Origin of the sequence: Pseudochrobactrum albidum (genome assembly GCF_051851455.1) — a bacterium.
Classification (GTDB): domain Bacteria; phylum Pseudomonadota; class Alphaproteobacteria; order Rhizobiales; family Rhizobiaceae; genus Pseudochrobactrum.
The window spans coordinates 239,530-256,711 of the sequence record NZ_JBPVTR010000024.1 but is presented as its reverse complement, the minus strand read 5'-3'; the positions used below and the strand labels follow the sequence as shown (position 1 = coordinate 256,711).

Genomic DNA, 17,182 nt, shown 5'->3' with positions numbered 1-17,182 from the left:
TGCGTTTTTAAGCAATGAAAAATTTCTATTCTTCTTCCTCACTCTGCCCGCGGCCTTTAAAATCACGGGCGAGCAAGTAAAGCTCAACTGATTCCGCCCGCGAAGCCGGTGGCTTGACGTGATGCACAGAACGGAAATTCTGTTTCAGCATGGTCAGCAAATCATTCTCTGTGCCGCCCTGAAAGGTCTTGGTAAGAAAATGCCCGCCAGGCTTCAGGACAGAGACAGCAAAATGCGCCGCCACTTCACAAAGATGGGCAGTGCGCAGATGATCAGTGCGGCGGTGGCCGGTGGTTGGCGCAGCCATATCGGAAATCACCAGATCCGGCGCATCGCCCAGCGCATCCATTATCGCTTTTGGCGCCTCGTCATCCAGAAAGTCCATTTTCAGCAGGGTAACTCCGGGCAGCGGATCAACATCCAGATAGTCAATCCCCACAACATGGGGATTTTTATCATCCGAGCCGACAATTTTTGCGGCAATCTGGCTCCAGCCGCCGGGTGCTGCGCCAAGATCAATAATTTTCTGGCCTTTTTTCAGAATATTATAGCGTTCATTGATCTCGATAAGTTTATAAGCCGCACGTGAGCGGTATCCGTCAGCCTTGGAGCGCTGTACATAAGGATCGTTAATATGGCGCTCCAGCCACCGGCGCGAGGTCTCCTTTATTTTGCCGGCCTTTTTTTTGACACGTATATGCAGGCCGCGTGTGCCCGCACCCCCGCGGCCGCCGGTTGTGCTGCCAAATTTTGATTTGCCGGACTTGCCTCCAGAGCCGCTCATATTGATTGTCTGCCTTTTGTCTGACTATCCCTTACGGAATTGTTTTTATTATAGGTTTCTTTTGCCCGATATGGGCGGCGATGGCGCCATGCCCCGTCGCGCGACATTAACTCAGTAAGAATGCCCTCGCGCAATCCCCGATCGGCAACCAGCAATCTTTCACTCGGCCAGATCTGGCGGATTGCATCAAGAATAGCACAGCCTGCCAGCACCAGATCGGCACGATCCGCGCCGATGCACGGATTGGCCACACGGGTATTGAAATCCCATGATAACAGCTTTGCGGTCATAGCTGTCACATCCTGCGCACCCATCCACATACCATCAACGCGGCGGCGGTCATAACGCTCCAGCCCCAGATGGATGCCGGCCAGTGTGGTAACCGTGCCGGAAGTGCCAAGGAGATGAAAATGTGTGCTTTTGGCCAGTTCTCCAAGCTTATGTCTTTCGCTGAAATCATTCAGAAGATCAGCCACATAGCTGACCATTTCAGCATAATGTTGCGGTGTCACATCCCGCCCGCCGAATTTCTCCGCCAGCGTAACCACACCCACCGGCAGTGATGTCCATGCTGTGATATGTTCCGCAAGGCGTGAAGAACGCCGGCAGGTCACATCAATCAGGGCAATCTCGGAAGAGCCGCCGCCAATATCAAACAGCACCAGAGCATCGGTCTCACGGTTTACCAATGTGCCGCAACCAGAAACCGCAAGGCTTGCTTCTGTCTTGCGATCAACAATTTCCAGCTCCAGTCCGGCTTCTTCCCGCACGCGCTGTAAAAATTCAGCGCCATTGCTGGCCGAGCGGCAGGCTTCTGTGGCAATCAGGCGCCTGCGGCGTATGGTTTTGCTCTCCAGCTTGTCGCGGCAGATTTTCAGCGCCTCAATCGCACGGTTCATGGCCTGATCGCACAAACGGCCGCTGGTGCCAAACCCCTCTCCAAGGCGCACAATGCGTGAAAATGAATCCACAACGCGGAACTGGCCGGGTCTTCCGGGGGTGGCCACAAGCAAACGGCAATTATTGGTGCCAAGATCCAGCGCCGCATAAAGCGGCGGCTCATAGCTGCGCAATTGGTTATTCTGCCGCCTTGCGGGAGCAACTGGTGCAGATGCCGCATGGTTGCCGGAGCCGTTATGCTGCAAGGCGGGTTTTTCCGTTTGATTATCGGCCAAAGCCTTTGCCGGAAGCTTTGTGAATGATTTCTCCGCAGATTTGGCCTGTGGCGAAGCTTGTATCTTTGTTTGCGTACCGGCACGCTGAACAGCCGGGGCTGGGTTGTTCAGTGTTTTTTTGCGGCGTGAGCGCCGGCGGCGGCCGGAAAATTTTTTGCTGTTTTGGGAGTTATCTTTCTGCGTCTGATGTTTGGCATTATCAGCAGGCGCGGTTTTATCATGACCACCAGTTGCAACAGTGCCTTCAGCGCCGGAAGCAAAACCCTGAGCGCCGGTTGATGGTGCATTTGCGCCTGTCTTTTTGCCGCCTTTGCGGCGGCGGGCACGTTTGCGCTGTTTTTTATCGAAGCGTCCTGATTCGTCCGTCACAGATAATGGAGACGACGAACCGACAGGGGAGCGGTGCTGCCGCTGCCCTGTATTGGGCGGCTCGGAGGAGGCTTGTTTTCCTTCTTTGCCGCCGGACGCCCCGCTGACAGACCCCTTACGGGGGTGCAATTCGGGGTTTTCCAAAGTTTTTGTCCTTTTGGCACCGCGCGAACCCTTAAGGGACGCAGGCATGGTGCAGACTATTTCACGTTGGCTTTAATGTAACAGTCCTTTGTGAAATTACCAAGAGAAATGAGAATTATGTGATCTGTGGAAAAATATACAGAAATCAGAACAAAGAGGGTTTGCATTTGTAAAAATATCAATTATATGACCACCACAACGCAGCAAGCGTTACCGCTTACGCTCCGTAAGGGCGGCGATGCTGGGGAATAGTTTAATGGTAGAACGACGGACTCTGACTCCGTTAGTCTTGGTTCGAATCCAGGTTCCCCAGCCATTCTTATTTCTCAATAAAATAAAATATTTAGCAAATCGCCTTGTCACAAATCCTTAGCAGTTTTACTTTGCAACTGACCATAGCAGTCTGCGGATAATTATTGCCGTAACGCTGATTCTTAAAAGGCAGGACGATTTCATTAAATTCCCCCTTATTTACGGGGATGTAAGCCTGTTATGTCTAATGATACTAATATTAAAAAAACGGCAAAATTTATTATCAAATAAGAATCTGTGCTTTCAAATAAATGATTTAATATTGAGGTGTTAAGTGGAGGAGACCTGTCGTATTGGCGGCTTTTCTCTTTTAGGTAATTAATAAAACTCAATAAAACCATGAGATTAGCCATGAGGATTTTTAAATATCTATCTGCCGGATTATTTTATTTGGTGTTTCTGGTTGCGGTTTCGGGGTTGCCGGCTGCGGGCTTTGCTCAAAGGGCGGAGATAGGCAGCCTTATCATACGTGATCTGGATGATCGCACCGTGGTGTTAACTGAGGAGCAGATCCTGGCATTGCCCCGTCATCAAATTCAAACCAGCACGGCCTGGACAGAGGGCAAACATGTGTTTGAAGGGGTTTTTCTTGGCGATCTTCTTGCAGCTGCCGGTATAGATTATAAGGCAGTGCAGGATAAAATTTTGCAGACAGAAGCCCTTAATGATTATCAGATTGATGTGCCGGTTGAGGATATTGCAAAATATAATCCGCTGGTTGCGGCTTTTATGGACGGGCAGCGCTTAAGTGTGCGGGATAAGGGGCCTTATTGGCTGGTCTATCCGCGTGATGATTATAAGGATTTGCAGGATTTGCGCTATGATCATCGCTGGAGCTGGCAATTGAAAGAGCTGAAAGTCCGATGAGGTTTTTGCGAGGCTACGGGGTGGCATGGGGCGCAATCATTTGTTTTGCGGTTATGCTCACTTATGCTTTTGTGCAGCTTCTGGCTATCCAGCGCACCCTGGCAAATTTTACGGGTGAGAATATGCTCTGGAATGTGATGCAGGCCGAGCAGGAGACGCGCAAGCTGAAGGATGCCATTCTGCAATTGCCGGAAACAAAGGATTATCAGGGTCTTACGCTGCGTCATGATATTCTGGTCAGCCGGATGAAAATACTGAATGATAATCCGCAGCGACAGTTCTATATTCAGGGAAAAGCCGCGCAATATATTGATGAACTGAACCGTATTTTTGAAAAATTCAGCAAAATGCCGCTGGATGGCAGCGTGCCGCCAAAGGTGCTGACAGACATTATTGAGCCGGCCTTTGTGCAATTTGCGCCCTTGAATAATAAGGTGATGATTGCCCAGCGCGAGGAGGGCGGTTCCCAGCGCGACCGCCAGTTGCAGATTATTTATATTATTATGGTCTGTATCGCAGGCCTGTTTGCCGCGGGAGGCTTTCTCTCATGGCAGCTGGTTTCCAAGTTGCGTGCGCTTAATAGTGCCAATACCGCCCTGCATAATCATCAGGAGCGGCTGGAGGCAACCATTTCTGAGCGTACATCAGCTTTGCGGGAGGCGCTGGATAATGAGCGTCAAACCAATGATATTTATAAGAATTTTCTTTCAACTGTATCGCATCAGTTCAGAACACCGATTGCGATTATTGATATGATTGCCCAGCGTTTTATCCGCCATGCGCATGAGGTGACGAGTGATCAGCTGATTGAGCGTTCACGGCGTATAAGAACTGCGGTTAAACGGCTGATCCTGATTATGGACAGTACAATCAATAATGACCGGCTGAATGAAAAGGGGATCACCCTGACGCTGGATGATATTGATCTGGCGGAGATAGCTGCGGCGGCCTGTTTTTATCATACAGAAAGTTTTCCGCATCGCGTTGTACAGCTTATAAAACCTGATGATGCTTTCATGTTTAAAGGGGATAAAACCCTTATCGAGCAGATTATAATTAATTTTCTTTCGAATGCAGAAAAGTATTCACTAAAAGATAAACCTGTTATTGTTACATTACAGAAGACAGAGCAGCATTATATTTGCTCCGTGCAGGATTTCGGTGTGGGGATACCGGAGGAAGAGCGGGCAAAAATTTTCGACCGTTTTTACAGGGCGAAAAATGTATCGCATCTGGAAGGCAGCGGCCTCGGGCTTAATATTTCGCTTAAGCTGGCGCGTCTTCATGGGGGAGATATTGTTTTGTGCCCGCAAGTGCAAGCCGGAACAATCATCGCATTAAGAATACCAAAACAATAATTCGTAAATGCATGAGGAGGGGGAGATGATCAGTCAGCGTTATGCGGGAAAAAATACCATCCTCTGTATTGAAGATGAAGCCGATATCCGTGCTGAAATTATTTATGAGCTGCGGCAATCGGGCTTTACCGTGGCTGAAGCCGGATGCGGGGAGCAGGCGCTGGCCATTCTTCAAAAAACTGTGCCGGATCTGGTGATTTGCGATATTTTAATGCCGGATATCAGCGGGCTGGATTTGTTCAGGAAAATACGGGCAGAATTCCCGTTGCTTAATGCTGTTCCGTTTATTTTTCTCAGTGCGCTTGCTGACAGAAGCCATGTTTTGGAGGGGTTGAAACTGGGGGCGGATGATTATCTGACCAAGCCGGTGGATTTTGAATTACTGGAAACCAAGATTTTGCTCAAGCTGGATCTGGTCGCCCGTGCACGTGGTGAAACGGGACGGACAGAGGAGGGCAGTGCAGTTCATATGACCCCGCGTGAAATGCAGGTTTTGCAGGAATTGGCGCGGGGCTGCAAAAATACTGAAATTGCCGATAAGCTCGGCCTGTCGGAATTCACGGTGGGGGATTATATAAAGGTTATTTACAAAAAGCTGAATGTAACCTCACGCACACAAGCTGTCCATGCGGCTGTGCGGCAGCGTCTGTTGCGGCTCACGCCCTGATAAAGGATAAAAGCAGAAGGTGTGAAAAACCACTTTGGGGATCGGCCTGTTTCAGGCGGAAGTATTGTGTGCAACGGCATTATAGTCAGCATTTCCGCTTTCAAAAGTTGCAATATTCCAATCTTGAAATTGCACTCCGTGAATGCCGTTGCCCGTCTTCAACTTATAATCATGCTGCTTTCAGCAAATCGCCATGCGGATCAATAACAAATTTTTTCGCCGCTCCCTGATCAAAGCTTTCATAGCCTTTTGGCGCATCATCGAGCGAGATCAGCTGTGTATTGACAATTTCTGCAATATTCAGCCGGTCATGGAGAATGGCCTGCATTAACTGGCGGTTATATCTGAGAACCGGAGTTTGCCCTGTATGGAAACTTTGCGCCTTTGCCCAGCCAAGCCCAAAACGCAAGGAGAGGCTGCCATGCTGGGCGGCCTTGTCCACAGCGCCCGGATCCTCGGTGACATATAGCCCCGGAATGCCGATATTGCCGGCCGCGCGGGTGATCTCCATCATCTGGTTAAGAACAATTGCCGGTTGTTCGCCGCCCGCATGGCCGCGCGCTTCAAAGCCCACTGCATCAATGGCGCTGTCCACCTCATTGCTGCCGGTAATATCGGCAATAAGATCGCCAAGACGATCAGAGGCTGAAAGGTCAACCGGCTCAAAGCCCACCTTTTTGGCATGTGCCAGACGTTCTTTGTTGAAATCGCCGATCATCACCACAGCCGCGCCGAGAATGCGGGCAGAGGCGGCCGCCGCAAGCCCAACAGGGCCGGCACCGGCCACATAAACAACAGAGCCCACACCAACGCCGGCCTTAACCGCACCGTGAAACCCTGTCGGCAGAATGTCGGACAACATGGTCAGGTCACGGATTTTGGCCATGGCACGGTCACGATCCGGAAATTTGAGAAGATTGAAATCGGCATAGGGAATTGTGACATATTTGGCCTGTCCGCCAATCCATCCGCCCATATCCACATAGCCATAAGCGCCGCCTGCACGGGCCGGATTAACGGTAAGGCACACGCCGGTATCCTGCGCGCGGCAGGTGCGGCAGCGGCCGCAGGCAACATTGAAAGGCACGGAAACGATATCGCCCACTTCCAGCATTTCAACATCGGAGCCTTTTTCAACAACCTCGCCGGTAATCTCATGGCCAAGAACAAGACCGGGCTCTGCTGTGGTGCGGCCGCGCACCATATGCTGGTCGGATCCGCAAATATTGGTGGTAATAACCCTTAAGATCACGGCATGTTCAATTTTACGCCCTGACGGATCGGCAAAAACCGGATCGGCAATATTCTGCACTTCAACGCGCCCGGGGCCTGTGTAGACAACACCACGATTACTGCTCATGAATTTCCCTCCCAGATAAATACATGATGAAAAGCTGCGATGATTGACCTGAAAACAGGGCAATTAAAGCCATCATAATCCATGTTTGCGCAGATATCGTTCTGGACGCGACATGGAAGGGGAGGAATGAAACACGTTTTTCGCTATATATTTTATGTGTTGTTTGTGCCTGCAACAGGGTTTTGCCACCGGCATGCGCGGTAAAATTTATATGATTTTAATGAATAGCCTTTTCACGCAGGCATATTCGTGGTACCAGCCGCTGCCAATTCAATTGAAACGATAAGAGTCGTTGCACCCTTTGCTCCCATAGGGTGTTTTACTTGTTTAAAGGATTGGCCATGGCAAAAATTGTTGAATCATCCACCGGCGCATATGCGCTGACCTTTGATGATGTTCTGTTGCAACCCGGTCATTCCGAGGTTATGCCGGGTCAGGTTGATCTGCGCACCACTATTGCAGAAGGTATTGAACTGAACTTGCCGCTGCTTTCGGCGGCGATGGATACGGTTACCGAATCGCGCCTTGCAATTGCCATGGCACAGGCTGGCGGCATTGGTGTTATTCACCGCAATCTGACACCGGAATTGCAGGCTGAAGCTGTATTGCGCGTCAAGAAATTTGAATCCGGCATGGTGGTAAACCCTGTTACAATCGGCCCTGATGCAAGCCTGTCCGATGCCCGCGCATTGATGAAAATGCATGGTATTTCCGGTATTCCGGTGGTTGAGAATGCGGGCAAGGGGCCTGGGCGTCTGGTTGGTATTCTTACCAATCGCGATGTGCGTTTTGCGTCAGATCCGGCGCAGAAAATCTACGAATTGATGACACGTGAAAATCTGGTCACCGTGCGTGAGAATGTCTCGCAACAGGAAGCCCGCCGCCTGCTGCACCAGCACCGTATTGAAAAATTGCTGGTGGTGGATGCCGAAGGGCGCTGCACCGGTCTGATAACCGTTAAGGATATGGAAAAGTCACAGCTGAACCCCAATGCCGCCAAGGACGAGCATGGCCGTTTGCGGGCTGCAGCTGCAACCAGCGTTGGCGATGACGGGTTTGAACGCGCCGAACGCCTGATTGATGCCGGTGTTGATCTTCTGGTTGTTGATACGGCACATGGCCATTCACAGCGTGTTCTTGATGCTGTAACCCGTATGAAGAAATTGTCTTCCGGTGTGCGTATTCTTGCCGGTAATGTGGCAACCGGCGCTGCAACACAGGCATTGATTGATGCCGGCGCCGATGCGGTTAAAGTGGGCATTGGCCCCGGTTCCATCTGCACCACCCGCATTGTTGCAGGTGTTGGCGTGCCGCAGCTTTCTGCGATTATGAATGCTGTTGAAGTGGCGCAAAAGGCCGGTATTCCTGTGATTGCTGACGGGGGGATTAAATTTTCCGGTGATTTTGCCAAGGCGCTTGCAGCCGGCGCATCCGCGGCAATGGCCGGATCATTGCTTGCAGGTACGGAAGAAAGCCCGGGCGAAGTTTATCTGCATCAGGGGCGTTCTTATAAGTCCTACCGCGGCATGGGATCGGTTGGTGCAATGGCGCGCGGCTCTGCTGATCGTTATTTTCAGGCAGAGGTGCGCGATGAATTGAAACTGGTGCCGGAAGGGGTTGAAGGGCAGGTGGCTTATAAAGGCCCTGTTGCTAATATTCTGCATCAATTGGCCGGCGGCTTGCGCGCCTCCATGGGGTATGTGGGCGCAAAAACATTGGCGGAATTCCGTGAAAAGGCAACCTTTGTGCGCATTACCAACGCGGGCCTGCGTGAAAGCCACTCCCATGGTGTAACCATCACCCGTGAAAGCCCGAACTATCCGGGCAGTGTATAAAACCCACGTAAAACGTTTGAAATAAGAGTTAAAAGGCGGTCTTTCAGACCGCCTTTTTATATGCCTTGTGCAGCCTTTTCCCTGTCAAGGGCGAAAATTTGCAGGCGCTTGCGCATAAAAATATCCCCGGCTTTGGTGTATTAAAACCGGGGATATGAACAGCAGGATTCACAGAGCCGTTTTTAATTTTTCGCTTCTTTCAATTTCTTGATTTCAGCGCGCACAGCTTCATAAGGTCCAAGCTTATGCACTTCGGCCGGCTGGTCATCGGCATAGGGGCCGTAGCTGGCATCCACCGGTTTTTCCAGCCGGTTCGGGAAGTCGTTTTCCAGATTGGCTTTTACAGGGCGCGGCTTGGATTGGAAATAGGCGGCAATATCCCATGCATCTTCCGGTTGTAGTTCCGGTTCATCCAGCGATACGCCGTTTGGCATATTGGCATGGATGAAATTGGCTGCCGAGATCAGCCTGTTCATACCTGCGCCATTATTGAAACTGTCCGGCCCCCAAAGCGGCGGGAAAGTATAGCCTTTGGCATCGCCGACAACACCGGCGCGCTGACCTTGCCCGTCAGCACCGTGGCAGGCTGCACAGACTTCAGCATAAAGCTTTTCGCCACGTGCCGGATCGGCCGGACGTGTCAGTTCAGGCATTTTGCCCGAGCCGCGCCCCTTGGTTGGCGCGCCGACAGTGGTGCCGGATGAGACATATTTAACATAGGCTGCCATGGCCTTCATCTCTGCGGAATCGATAGGCAGCGGTTTGCCGTTGAGGCTTCTGGTCATGCAGCCATTGATGCGGTCTTCAATGGTGCCAACGCGGCCTTCACGGGAGCGATATTGCGGAAAATCACCATAAACACCAACAAGCGGCAGGCCAAAAGGCTTGGTGCCGGCTTCCAGATGGCAGTTTTGGCAGGAAAGATTATTGCCGGCAAAACGCTTGCTTTCATCGCTCACTTCCGGGCCGATATGCGCAAAGGTCTCTGTAATAAGATCGCGGCCGTAGCGCACGGTATTGCCCCATGCGTCATCCGGCAAGGTATCAGGATCAGGAATATCCCAGCTTACCTGTGCCGGTTCTGCCTTATCGGCAGCAGGCGCTGCTGCATTGGTATTGGATGCAGCTGCGGTTTGTTGTGGTGCGGCCGGTATATTGGCCGTTGCAGATTGATTTTTAGTTGTTGTTGCCGGAGCCGGCCTTGAATTTGAGCTGCTGCTTGAATATGCGAAATAGCCCAAACTCAGGCAAAAGACGGCACTATAGATCCCTAAATCGGACCACCTCATTATCCCCTCCGGATAAAATATGTTGAAGAATCAAAATGTTCCTATAGCTGTATATGCAACCTTAAGGCAATCTTAAGGTTGATTGCGGCGCGATAAATTGAGTGTCCGGAGATCAGCGGGGCTGATTTTTAAATTTTTTGCGCTTTCAATAATACATTCGCCAAGTGCGATAAAATCTTTGCGGCGTCTGGTTTGCCTGCGCCAGAAGAGCGCAATTTCACGTTTTGGCGCTTCGCCTTCAAAGGGCAGGACAGATATGTGATTTCTCTGTGTCTCAACACGTACCGCCATTTCCGGAATAAGCGTCAGCCCCATACCATGGCTTACCATCTGCAACAGCGTGGCCATGCTGGTTGCGCCATATTCCACCATGCGGCGTTGTGTCGGCAGGGCGCAGACGGCAAGCGCCTGTTCGCGCATACAATGTCCGTCTTCCAGCAATAAAAGCCGCTCAGGTGCAATATTTTCCAATATGATCGGAGAGGCAACGGCCGCATGGTCATCAACTGATGTGGCAATAAAAAAGTGATCATCAAAAAGTTTAATATGGCTCAGCCTGTCATCATCAAGCGGCAGGGCGGCAATCATAGCGTCAATCTCGCCCGCCTGCAGCTCTTCCAGCAGGCGGGCGGTAACGCTTTCACGCAGTTGGATCTGGAATGACGGATGTTGCCGGTTGAGGAGCGGGATCAGAACCGGCACGAGATAAGGCGCGATTGTGGGGATAATGCCAAGCCTGATACCGGTTTGCAGCAGTCCGCGGCTTTGTGCGGCAATCTCTTCCAGCATCTGCAATTCATGCAAAATGGTTTGAATGCCGGGATAGAGCTGTTTGCCAAGCTCACTCATAATAACCTGCCGCTGTGAGCGTTCAAAAAGCGGCGCGCCGGCAAGTGCCTCCATTTCCGCAATCTGGGCGGAAAGAGCGGGTTGTGAAATATGCACCAGTTCCGCAGCTTTACGAAAATGCAAAGTGGTGGCGAGCGCCTCAAAATAGCGCATTTGACGAACGGTAAACATGATAAGAAAAACCTATCAAAATTCAAAATAAATGCAATTGGAAATTATAATTAGAATAGTTCTATTCTTTAAACAAGCTACGGGAACAGATGTTTTTAAAAGGCTGACGTAAAAACTGCTATCACGCTGATATTTGTATATTTCTTGTGAAATTATATCAGGTTGTCCCTTGGGGGATAAGGCTTATCTGTCGTGAGGCTGCTTTGGCGCAGTTGCCGTTCTGTCATCGTATCAGGTTGAAACTTTATCAGTTTTTAAAAACGATCTTGAAAAAGGGAGTGCTATGAATGGCCGATCGTCCGATTATGACCACCAGCGCCGGTTCACCAATACCGGATAATCAGAATTCCCTGACGGCCGGTGAGCGCGGGCCTGTTTTGCTGACTGATTATCAGCTGCTTGAAAAACTGGCACATCAAAACCGCGAGCGTATTCCGGAGCGCACCGTGCATGCCAAGGGCTGGGGTGCATATGGCACCTTGACCATTACCGGAGATATTTCACGATATACCAAGGCAAAAGCCTTGCAGCCGGGCGCTGTAACCCCGATGCTGGCGCGTTTTTCCACCGTTGCCGGCGAACTGGGTGCAGCCGATGCCGAGCGCGACGTGCGCGGCTTTGCGCTTAAATTTTATACAGAAGATGGCAACTGGGATCTGGTTGGCAATAATACGCCGGTGTTTTTTGTGCGGGATCCGGTTAAATTTCCGGATTTCATTCACACACAGAAGCGTCATCCAAAAACCAATCTGCGCTCGGCAACCGCCATGTGGGATTTCTGGTCGCTGTCACCGGAAAGCCTGCATCAGGTGACAATCCTGATGTCTGACCGCGGCCTGCCCACCGATGTGCGCCACATTAACGGCTATGGTTCACACACCTATTCTTTCTGGAACGATCAGGGTGAGCGTTACTGGGTGAAGTTCCATTTCAAAACCATGCAGGGGCATAAATACTGGACAAATACGGAAGCTGAAAAAGTGGTAGGCCGCACCCGTGAATCCACCCAGGAAGACCTTTATGGCGCCATTGAAAATGGTGAATTTCCGCGCTGGAAAGTGCAGGTGCAGATTATGCCGGAGCTGGATGCGGAAAAAACCCCTTATAACCCCTTTGACCTGACCAAGGTCTGGCCGCATGCGGATTATCCGGTGATTGATATTGGTATTATGGAGCTCAACCGCAATCCGCAAAATTATTTTGCGGAAGTCGAGCAGGCTGCATTTTCACCATCCAACATTGTGCCGGGGATTGGTTTCTCGCCTGATAAAATGCTGCAGGCACGTGTATTCTCTTATGCTGATGCCCATCGTCATCGTTTGGGCACCCATTATGAGCAAATTCCGGTTAACAAGCCGCAATGCCCTGTGCATCATTATCACCGCGATGGCCAGATGAATACTTATGGCGGTATCGCAACCGGCAATCCGGATGCCTATTATGAGCCGAACTCATTCAACGGCCCTGTGGAAGAGCCTTCCGCCAAGGAGCCGCCATTGAAAATTTCCGGTGATGCGGATCGTTATAACCACCGTATCGGCAATGATGATTATTCGCAGCCGCGTGCTTTGTTCAACCTGTTTGATGCGGGGCAGAAGAGCCGTCTCTTCTCCAATATCGCTGCGGCAATGAACGGGGTTCCGGGCTATATTATTGAACGCCAGCTTGAACATTTCAAGCTGATCCATCCGGAATATGAGGCTGGGGTGCGTGCCGCACTTAAAGAGGCTTATGCTTATGAAAATGCCGGGGATGTAAAATCCTGAATTGTAAAAACTGCGTTTTAAAGTGTTTTTCATCTGATAATAAGCGCAGTTTTAAATAAGTTTGTAAAATTTTAAATAAATGCCTTCGGAAAACTGTCCGGAGGCATTTATTTTATTTTTTGCCGGATTGACCTTTGCGTAAAATATGCTGAAACTCTTTTTATTTCACAGGAGTGCGGCACAATGATGTTGATTATCTTTATATGTATGACGCTTGCGCTTGGTTTCTGTTGGTTTGGCTACACTAAGCCGGCATTGTTCTTTGCCTTTTTATGTCTTGCGATTGGTATAAAAGAGTTCTTATGGGAAATTCACAGCCCTGAATATGGTTACAGTATGCCATGGATTCAGCTGTAAAATTTATATCAGCCTGTTGCGGCAGGCATATACGTTCAGCGCATTATCGCATCAGCTTATTTTGCCGTGGTGCATGGGGTTTATGCGCTGCCGCTTATGAAGTTACATAATATTCTCCCGTTAACCGGTCAGGAGACCTGATATGACAGGCAGTCAGATGCACGAACACGGATTTTCTACTGATCAGCGCCAGTGGGCTTGTCTTCATTTTCTGTATTTGCTGGCAATGATGTTTGTGGTTGCCGCTATTCTTACCGATGCCATGGTTATGCAATATGCCTATGGCGAATTGCCTTGTCCGCTTTGCCTGTTGCAGCGCATGGCAATGTTTGGTGTATGTTTTGGCATTATGTTGCAATTTCGTAACGGGTTGACTTTCCGCAATGCCGGTATTTCGCTTCTGTTTACAATTTTCCTGCTGATTGTATCTGTGCGTCAGACCCTGCTGGATATTTATAGCAGACCCGGTCATGAATATATCGGCAGTGCGGTTTTTGGTTTGCACATGCCGGTCTGGTCGATTTTGATCGCGCTGGCACTTATCATGGCTATGGCTGTTCAGATGATGGTCTGGGGCGGTGCCAGCCATGTCAGCAATGTAAAACTCAAAAAATTCCCGCGCCTTTATATCGCTGCAATTCTTGTGAGCCTTTATGTGCTGCTGATTGCCGCTGTCAATATGGTATCGGTCTTTGTGCAATGCGGTACGGGGCAGTGCCATACAATGGGCTATGCATTGCTTAAATCATAATATCAGGCGCAGAATATGCGCTACCGGACGCGCGCAGACGGCAGCGCCTTGCCACTATAGATTATGTTTTCTATTGCCATTTGCGCCTGCACATGGTTATGCGGGGCAAGGGTAACAGGGCAAGGAAACGATAATGCGGCTTGGTGGACGTTTGCGCGCAGCAATTGAGGTGCTGGAAGATATTAACCGCCACAACCGCGCCGCTGCCGATGCACTGAAAGATTGGGGCTCTGCGCACCGCTTTGCCGGTGCCGGTGACCGCGCGGTGATTGGCAATATTGTTTATGATGTGCTGCGCCGCAAATTATCTCTTGGCTGGCGTATCGGCGCGGATGATGCCCATGCGCTGGTTTATGCATCGGTGCTGGGTGATCCGGATATGGGTGCACAATGGCTGGAGGCCGGTCTTGCTGGTGACAGATTTGCACCGGCGCCATTGCCGGCAGAGCGGCTGCGGGATTGGCAAAACCGTGATCTTGCACAAGCGCCTGATTATGTGCGTGCAGATATTGCCCCGCAATGGGTGGCTGAATTTAGTGCCTTGTTTGGCGGGGACTGGGTGGAGCAAGCGGCAGCCCTTGCCGGTCGTCCGCCGGTTGATCTGCGCGTTAACACGCTGAAAGCAAACCGTGATCAGGTGCTGAAGGCGCTGGAGGATTTGAAAAATGCCGGCGCTCAGCCTGCCCCTTATCTGCAGGAGGCTGTGCGTATTCCGCCTTTAAAGGCGCTGGGCCGCCATCCGAATATGCAATCGGAACAGGCTTTTCTTGATGGCTGGTATGAGGTGCAGGATCTGGGCTCGCAACTTGCGGCCAGACTTGTCGGTGCACAGCCGAACCATCAAATTATGGATTATTGTGCAGGTGCCGGCGGCAAAACGCTGGCACTGGCCGCTGCCATGCATAATAAAGGGCAGATCCATGCCTATGATGCCGAGCGTTCGCGGCTCAACCCTATTCATGAACGCTTAAACCGCGCCGGTGTACGCAATACGCAGGTGCATAACCGGTTGGAAAATCTGGAGCCCTGTAAGGGCCGGATGGATATTGTGCTGACTGATGCGCCCTGCACCGGTTCCGGCACATGGCGCAGGCGTCCTGATGCCAAATGGCGGTTGACAGAAGCGCAATTGGAGCGCCGCCTTGCAGATCAGGCGCAGGTTCTGGAAGCTGCCAAACATTATGTGAAGCCGGGCGGGCGGCTGGTTTATGTAACCTGCTCATTATTCGCAGCGGAAAATAACCGGCAAATTGCCCATTTTCTTGAAAATAATGCCGATTACACAGCATTGCCAATGCCCCAGCAGTGGAATGTGCTGACAGATCAGGCGCAGCCCTGTTATCCTGATTATGGTGCGGTCTTCTCGCCCTTATCAACCGGTACCGATGGTTTTTATATTGCCATTTTGCAAAACAGGAACTGATTTTTATGTTTTTTCCGCGCAGCTTAATATGTCATATGGCGGGCGGGGTTGCAGAGACATAGCTAATGCCTTGTAAGTTCTGTCAAGCTGCGCGGCCAGCCAATATAGTTTGGCGCTGTTTGATGGCGGCCAGGGGGCGATTTGCTCTGCTTGCACACCGTTTTGCCTGCGAATACGATCAAACCTGACTTTGGAATGCACAAATTCTGTATGTTTCTTATATCCTTTTGCATAGGGAAGCAGCCAGTCAATCGCCGATCTGAGTGAGCTTCCGGTTGCAGAGCGGGGATCCAGCCATTCGCGCCCCGCACTATGTGCTGCAATGGCAGCTTCCGCCAAAGGTTCCAGATCATAAGTCACATAATGCAGGGCATCGCGCTCATAATAATCTTCAACTGAGCCATCGGGGCGTATATTACGGGCAATCTGCACATCAAAAAATGTTTGCGCCTGATTCAGCATTGCCGCATCTTTCAGTGCAACAGCGGCAAGCGTGAAAATTTTTATACTGTGGCTTTGCCCGTTATAACTTTGTGCATTTTGTTTTGAGTTTTCGGCTTTTATAATATTTTGTTTGTAACCTTCGGCAAGATTGCGCAGAAAAGCCTCCGTTTTCTGGCGCACGGCAGGCGATAATGCCGCTTTTATCAATATATAGGTTTTGATAAAATCGCCAAACTGCGTTTCATCAATAGGATTGAAGTCCGGTATATAGACCTGTTGCCAGACTTCAAGATAGGTTTGGGCTTTTGTGAGAAAACGCGGATCGCCATCAGCTCTGTAAGCAAGGGCATCAATATACATATGTTGAAAATCGGCCTTGGCGGTAACAGATTGGTTGAAGATACCCTGGCCGGGCAGCAGACCCTCCGTGTGCAGATGGGGGCGCGGATCGGGCGGCAGATCAAGCTCATTTTCAGCCTGATTGAGAATTTTATACCTGTCAGCTGGTGGTATTGCGCAATCTGAAACCGCGGCATAACCGGATGATGACGATAAAAAGACAAATATGAATAAATAAAAAGTTGTTTTTTCCATCGGAAATACCTAAGCAAAGTTTAAAATATTGTGCATCCGGTTTTGATGATTGGAATCCTGCTCTATGGCGATTATATGTTCGGCATGATTGCACGATTATGTCATTGTTAAGCGGGGAGAGAATGGCGGCACTCAGAATAGCAGAACCGGATTTCAAGGAACGGGTTGAGAAAAGCTTTGCGCGTCAGGCGGCGATGAGGCTGATCGGAGCGCAGCTAACCCGTTGCGAGCCCGGCGTGGTTGAGGTTGAGCTGCCGTTTCGCGATGACCTGACACAACAGCACGGATTTCTTCATGCGGGTATTGTGTCAACGGCGCTGGATGCGGTTTGCGCCTATTCAGCCCTGACAATGATGCCGGCTGATGCGGCGGTGCTGACAATTGAGTTCAAGGTCAATTTGCTGGCGCCGGGCAAGGGGGATCACTTTCTGTTTCGTGGTAATGTTACCAAACAGGGGCGCACGATTATGGTAAGTGACGGGCAGGCTTTTGCCGTTGGTGAGACAGATGTCAAGCTGGTTGCTACCATGACAGCCACGCTGATGGTGGTTAAGGATCGTGAAGATTTGCAGGATTAGGTTTTAATCTCGATACCTGATCCGTAACCCGCAATTATTTGCAGGTTGGTGCTGCAGATAGTTTTGTAATTTGAAACCTGTGCCGCACT

The 17,182-nt window shown here is 50.5% G+C and carries 14 protein-coding genes and 1 tRNA gene; 9 read left to right on the top strand and 6 right to left on the bottom strand.

Annotation, left to right across the window (positions count from 1 at the left end):
• Window positions 1-25 precede the first annotated feature (25 nt).
• Window positions 26-784, bottom strand: coding sequence for an RlmE family RNA methyltransferase (locus tag ACSTTO_RS12245; protein ID WP_439273485.1), 759 nt, complete (start codon window positions 782-784; stop codon window positions 26-28).
• On the bottom strand, window positions 781-2,472 hold the full coding sequence (locus tag ACSTTO_RS12240; RefSeq protein ID WP_439273484.1) for a Ppx/GppA phosphatase family protein: 1,692 nt from the start codon (window positions 2,470-2,472) through the stop codon (window positions 781-783). Before ACSTTO_RS12240 ends, ACSTTO_RS12245 begins: the two co-directional genes overlap by 4 nt.
• 242 nt (window positions 2,473-2,714) lie before the next feature.
• Here ACSTTO_RS12240 and ACSTTO_RS12235 point away from each other — a divergent pair.
• The 4 genes from ACSTTO_RS12235 (at window position 2,715) to ACSTTO_RS12220 (ending at window position 5,676) form a co-directional block, all read left to right on the top strand.
• Window positions 2,715-2,788: transfer RNA gene (locus ACSTTO_RS12235), tRNA-Gln, on the top strand.
• A gap of 347 nt (window positions 2,789-3,135) precedes the next feature.
• Window positions 3,136-3,651 carry a putative pterin-binding protein gene (locus ACSTTO_RS12230; RefSeq protein WP_439273483.1) on the top strand — a complete coding sequence of 172 codons (516 nt, stop codon included), beginning with the start codon at window positions 3,136-3,138 and terminating at the stop codon, window positions 3,649-3,651.
• Complete coding sequence (locus ACSTTO_RS12225) at window positions 3,648-5,009, top strand: sensor histidine kinase (protein ID WP_439273482.1); 1,362 nt, start codon at window positions 3,648-3,650, stop codon at window positions 5,007-5,009. The genes ACSTTO_RS12230 and ACSTTO_RS12225 overlap by 4 nt, the downstream gene beginning before the upstream one ends.
• Before the next feature lie 25 nt (window positions 5,010-5,034).
• On the top strand, window positions 5,035-5,676 hold the full coding sequence (locus ACSTTO_RS12220) for a response regulator (protein WP_439273481.1): 642 nt from the start codon (window positions 5,035-5,037) through the stop codon (window positions 5,674-5,676).
• 169 nt (window positions 5,677-5,845) lie between these two features.
• Here the strand turns inward: ACSTTO_RS12220 and fdhA are convergent, their stop codons facing one another.
• Window positions 5,846-7,036 carry a formaldehyde dehydrogenase, glutathione-independent gene (gene fdhA / locus ACSTTO_RS12215; RefSeq protein WP_439273480.1) on the bottom strand — a complete coding sequence of 397 codons (1,191 nt, stop codon included), beginning with the start codon at window positions 7,034-7,036 and terminating at the stop codon, window positions 5,846-5,848.
• 341 nt (window positions 7,037-7,377) lie between these two features.
• Here fdhA and guaB point away from each other — a divergent pair, with 341 nt between their 5' ends.
• Window positions 7,378-8,871, top strand: coding sequence for an IMP dehydrogenase (guaB, locus tag ACSTTO_RS12210; protein ID WP_439273479.1), 1,494 nt, complete (start codon window positions 7,378-7,380; stop codon window positions 8,869-8,871).
• 182 nt (window positions 8,872-9,053) lie between these two features.
• On the opposite strand, the gene ACSTTO_RS12205 is transcribed toward guaB, so the two are convergent.
• Together ACSTTO_RS12205 and ACSTTO_RS12200 are read right to left on the bottom strand one after the other, a co-directional pair.
• Window positions 9,054-10,160 (bottom strand): c-type cytochrome, encoded by a 1,107-nt coding sequence (locus ACSTTO_RS12205; protein ID WP_439273478.1) that lies wholly within the window; start codon window positions 10,158-10,160, stop codon window positions 9,054-9,056.
• A 72-nt stretch (window positions 10,161-10,232) separates the two neighbouring features.
• A complete protein-coding gene (locus tag ACSTTO_RS12200) occupies window positions 10,233-11,180 on the bottom strand; it encodes a hydrogen peroxide-inducible genes activator (protein ID WP_439273477.1) in 948 nt (315 codons plus the stop codon).
• A 287-nt stretch (window positions 11,181-11,467) separates the two neighbouring features.
• On the opposite strand from ACSTTO_RS12200, the gene katA reads away from it, so the two are divergent.
• The 3 genes from katA (at window position 11,468) to ACSTTO_RS12185 (ending at window position 15,477) form a co-directional block, all read left to right on the top strand.
• Complete coding sequence (gene katA, locus ACSTTO_RS12195; protein WP_439273476.1) at window positions 11,468-12,946, top strand: catalase KatA; 1,479 nt, start codon at window positions 11,468-11,470, stop codon at window positions 12,944-12,946.
• Window positions 12,947-13,445: 499 nt separating this feature from the next.
• Window positions 13,446-14,054, top strand: a complete 609-nt coding sequence (locus ACSTTO_RS12190; RefSeq protein WP_439273475.1) for a disulfide bond formation protein B — start codon at window positions 13,446-13,448, stop codon at window positions 14,052-14,054.
• Window positions 14,055-14,187: 133 nt separating this feature from the next.
• Window positions 14,188-15,477, top strand: a complete 1,290-nt coding sequence (locus ACSTTO_RS12185; RefSeq protein WP_439273474.1) for an RsmB/NOP family class I SAM-dependent RNA methyltransferase — start codon at window positions 14,188-14,190, stop codon at window positions 15,475-15,477.
• A 3-nt stretch (window positions 15,478-15,480) separates the two neighbouring features.
• Here the strand turns inward: ACSTTO_RS12185 and ACSTTO_RS12180 are convergent, their stop codons facing one another.
• Window positions 15,481-16,515: an alginate lyase family protein gene (locus ACSTTO_RS12180; protein ID WP_439273473.1), complete on the bottom strand. Its 1,035-nt coding sequence runs from the start codon at window positions 16,513-16,515 to the stop codon at window positions 15,481-15,483.
• A gap of 122 nt (window positions 16,516-16,637) precedes the next feature.
• Here ACSTTO_RS12180 and ACSTTO_RS12175 point away from each other — a divergent pair, with 122 nt between their 5' ends.
• Window positions 16,638-17,093 carry a PaaI family thioesterase gene (locus tag ACSTTO_RS12175; protein ID WP_439273472.1) on the top strand — a complete coding sequence of 152 codons (456 nt, stop codon included), beginning with the start codon at window positions 16,638-16,640 and terminating at the stop codon, window positions 17,091-17,093.
• Window positions 17,094-17,182: the final 89 nt, after the last annotated feature.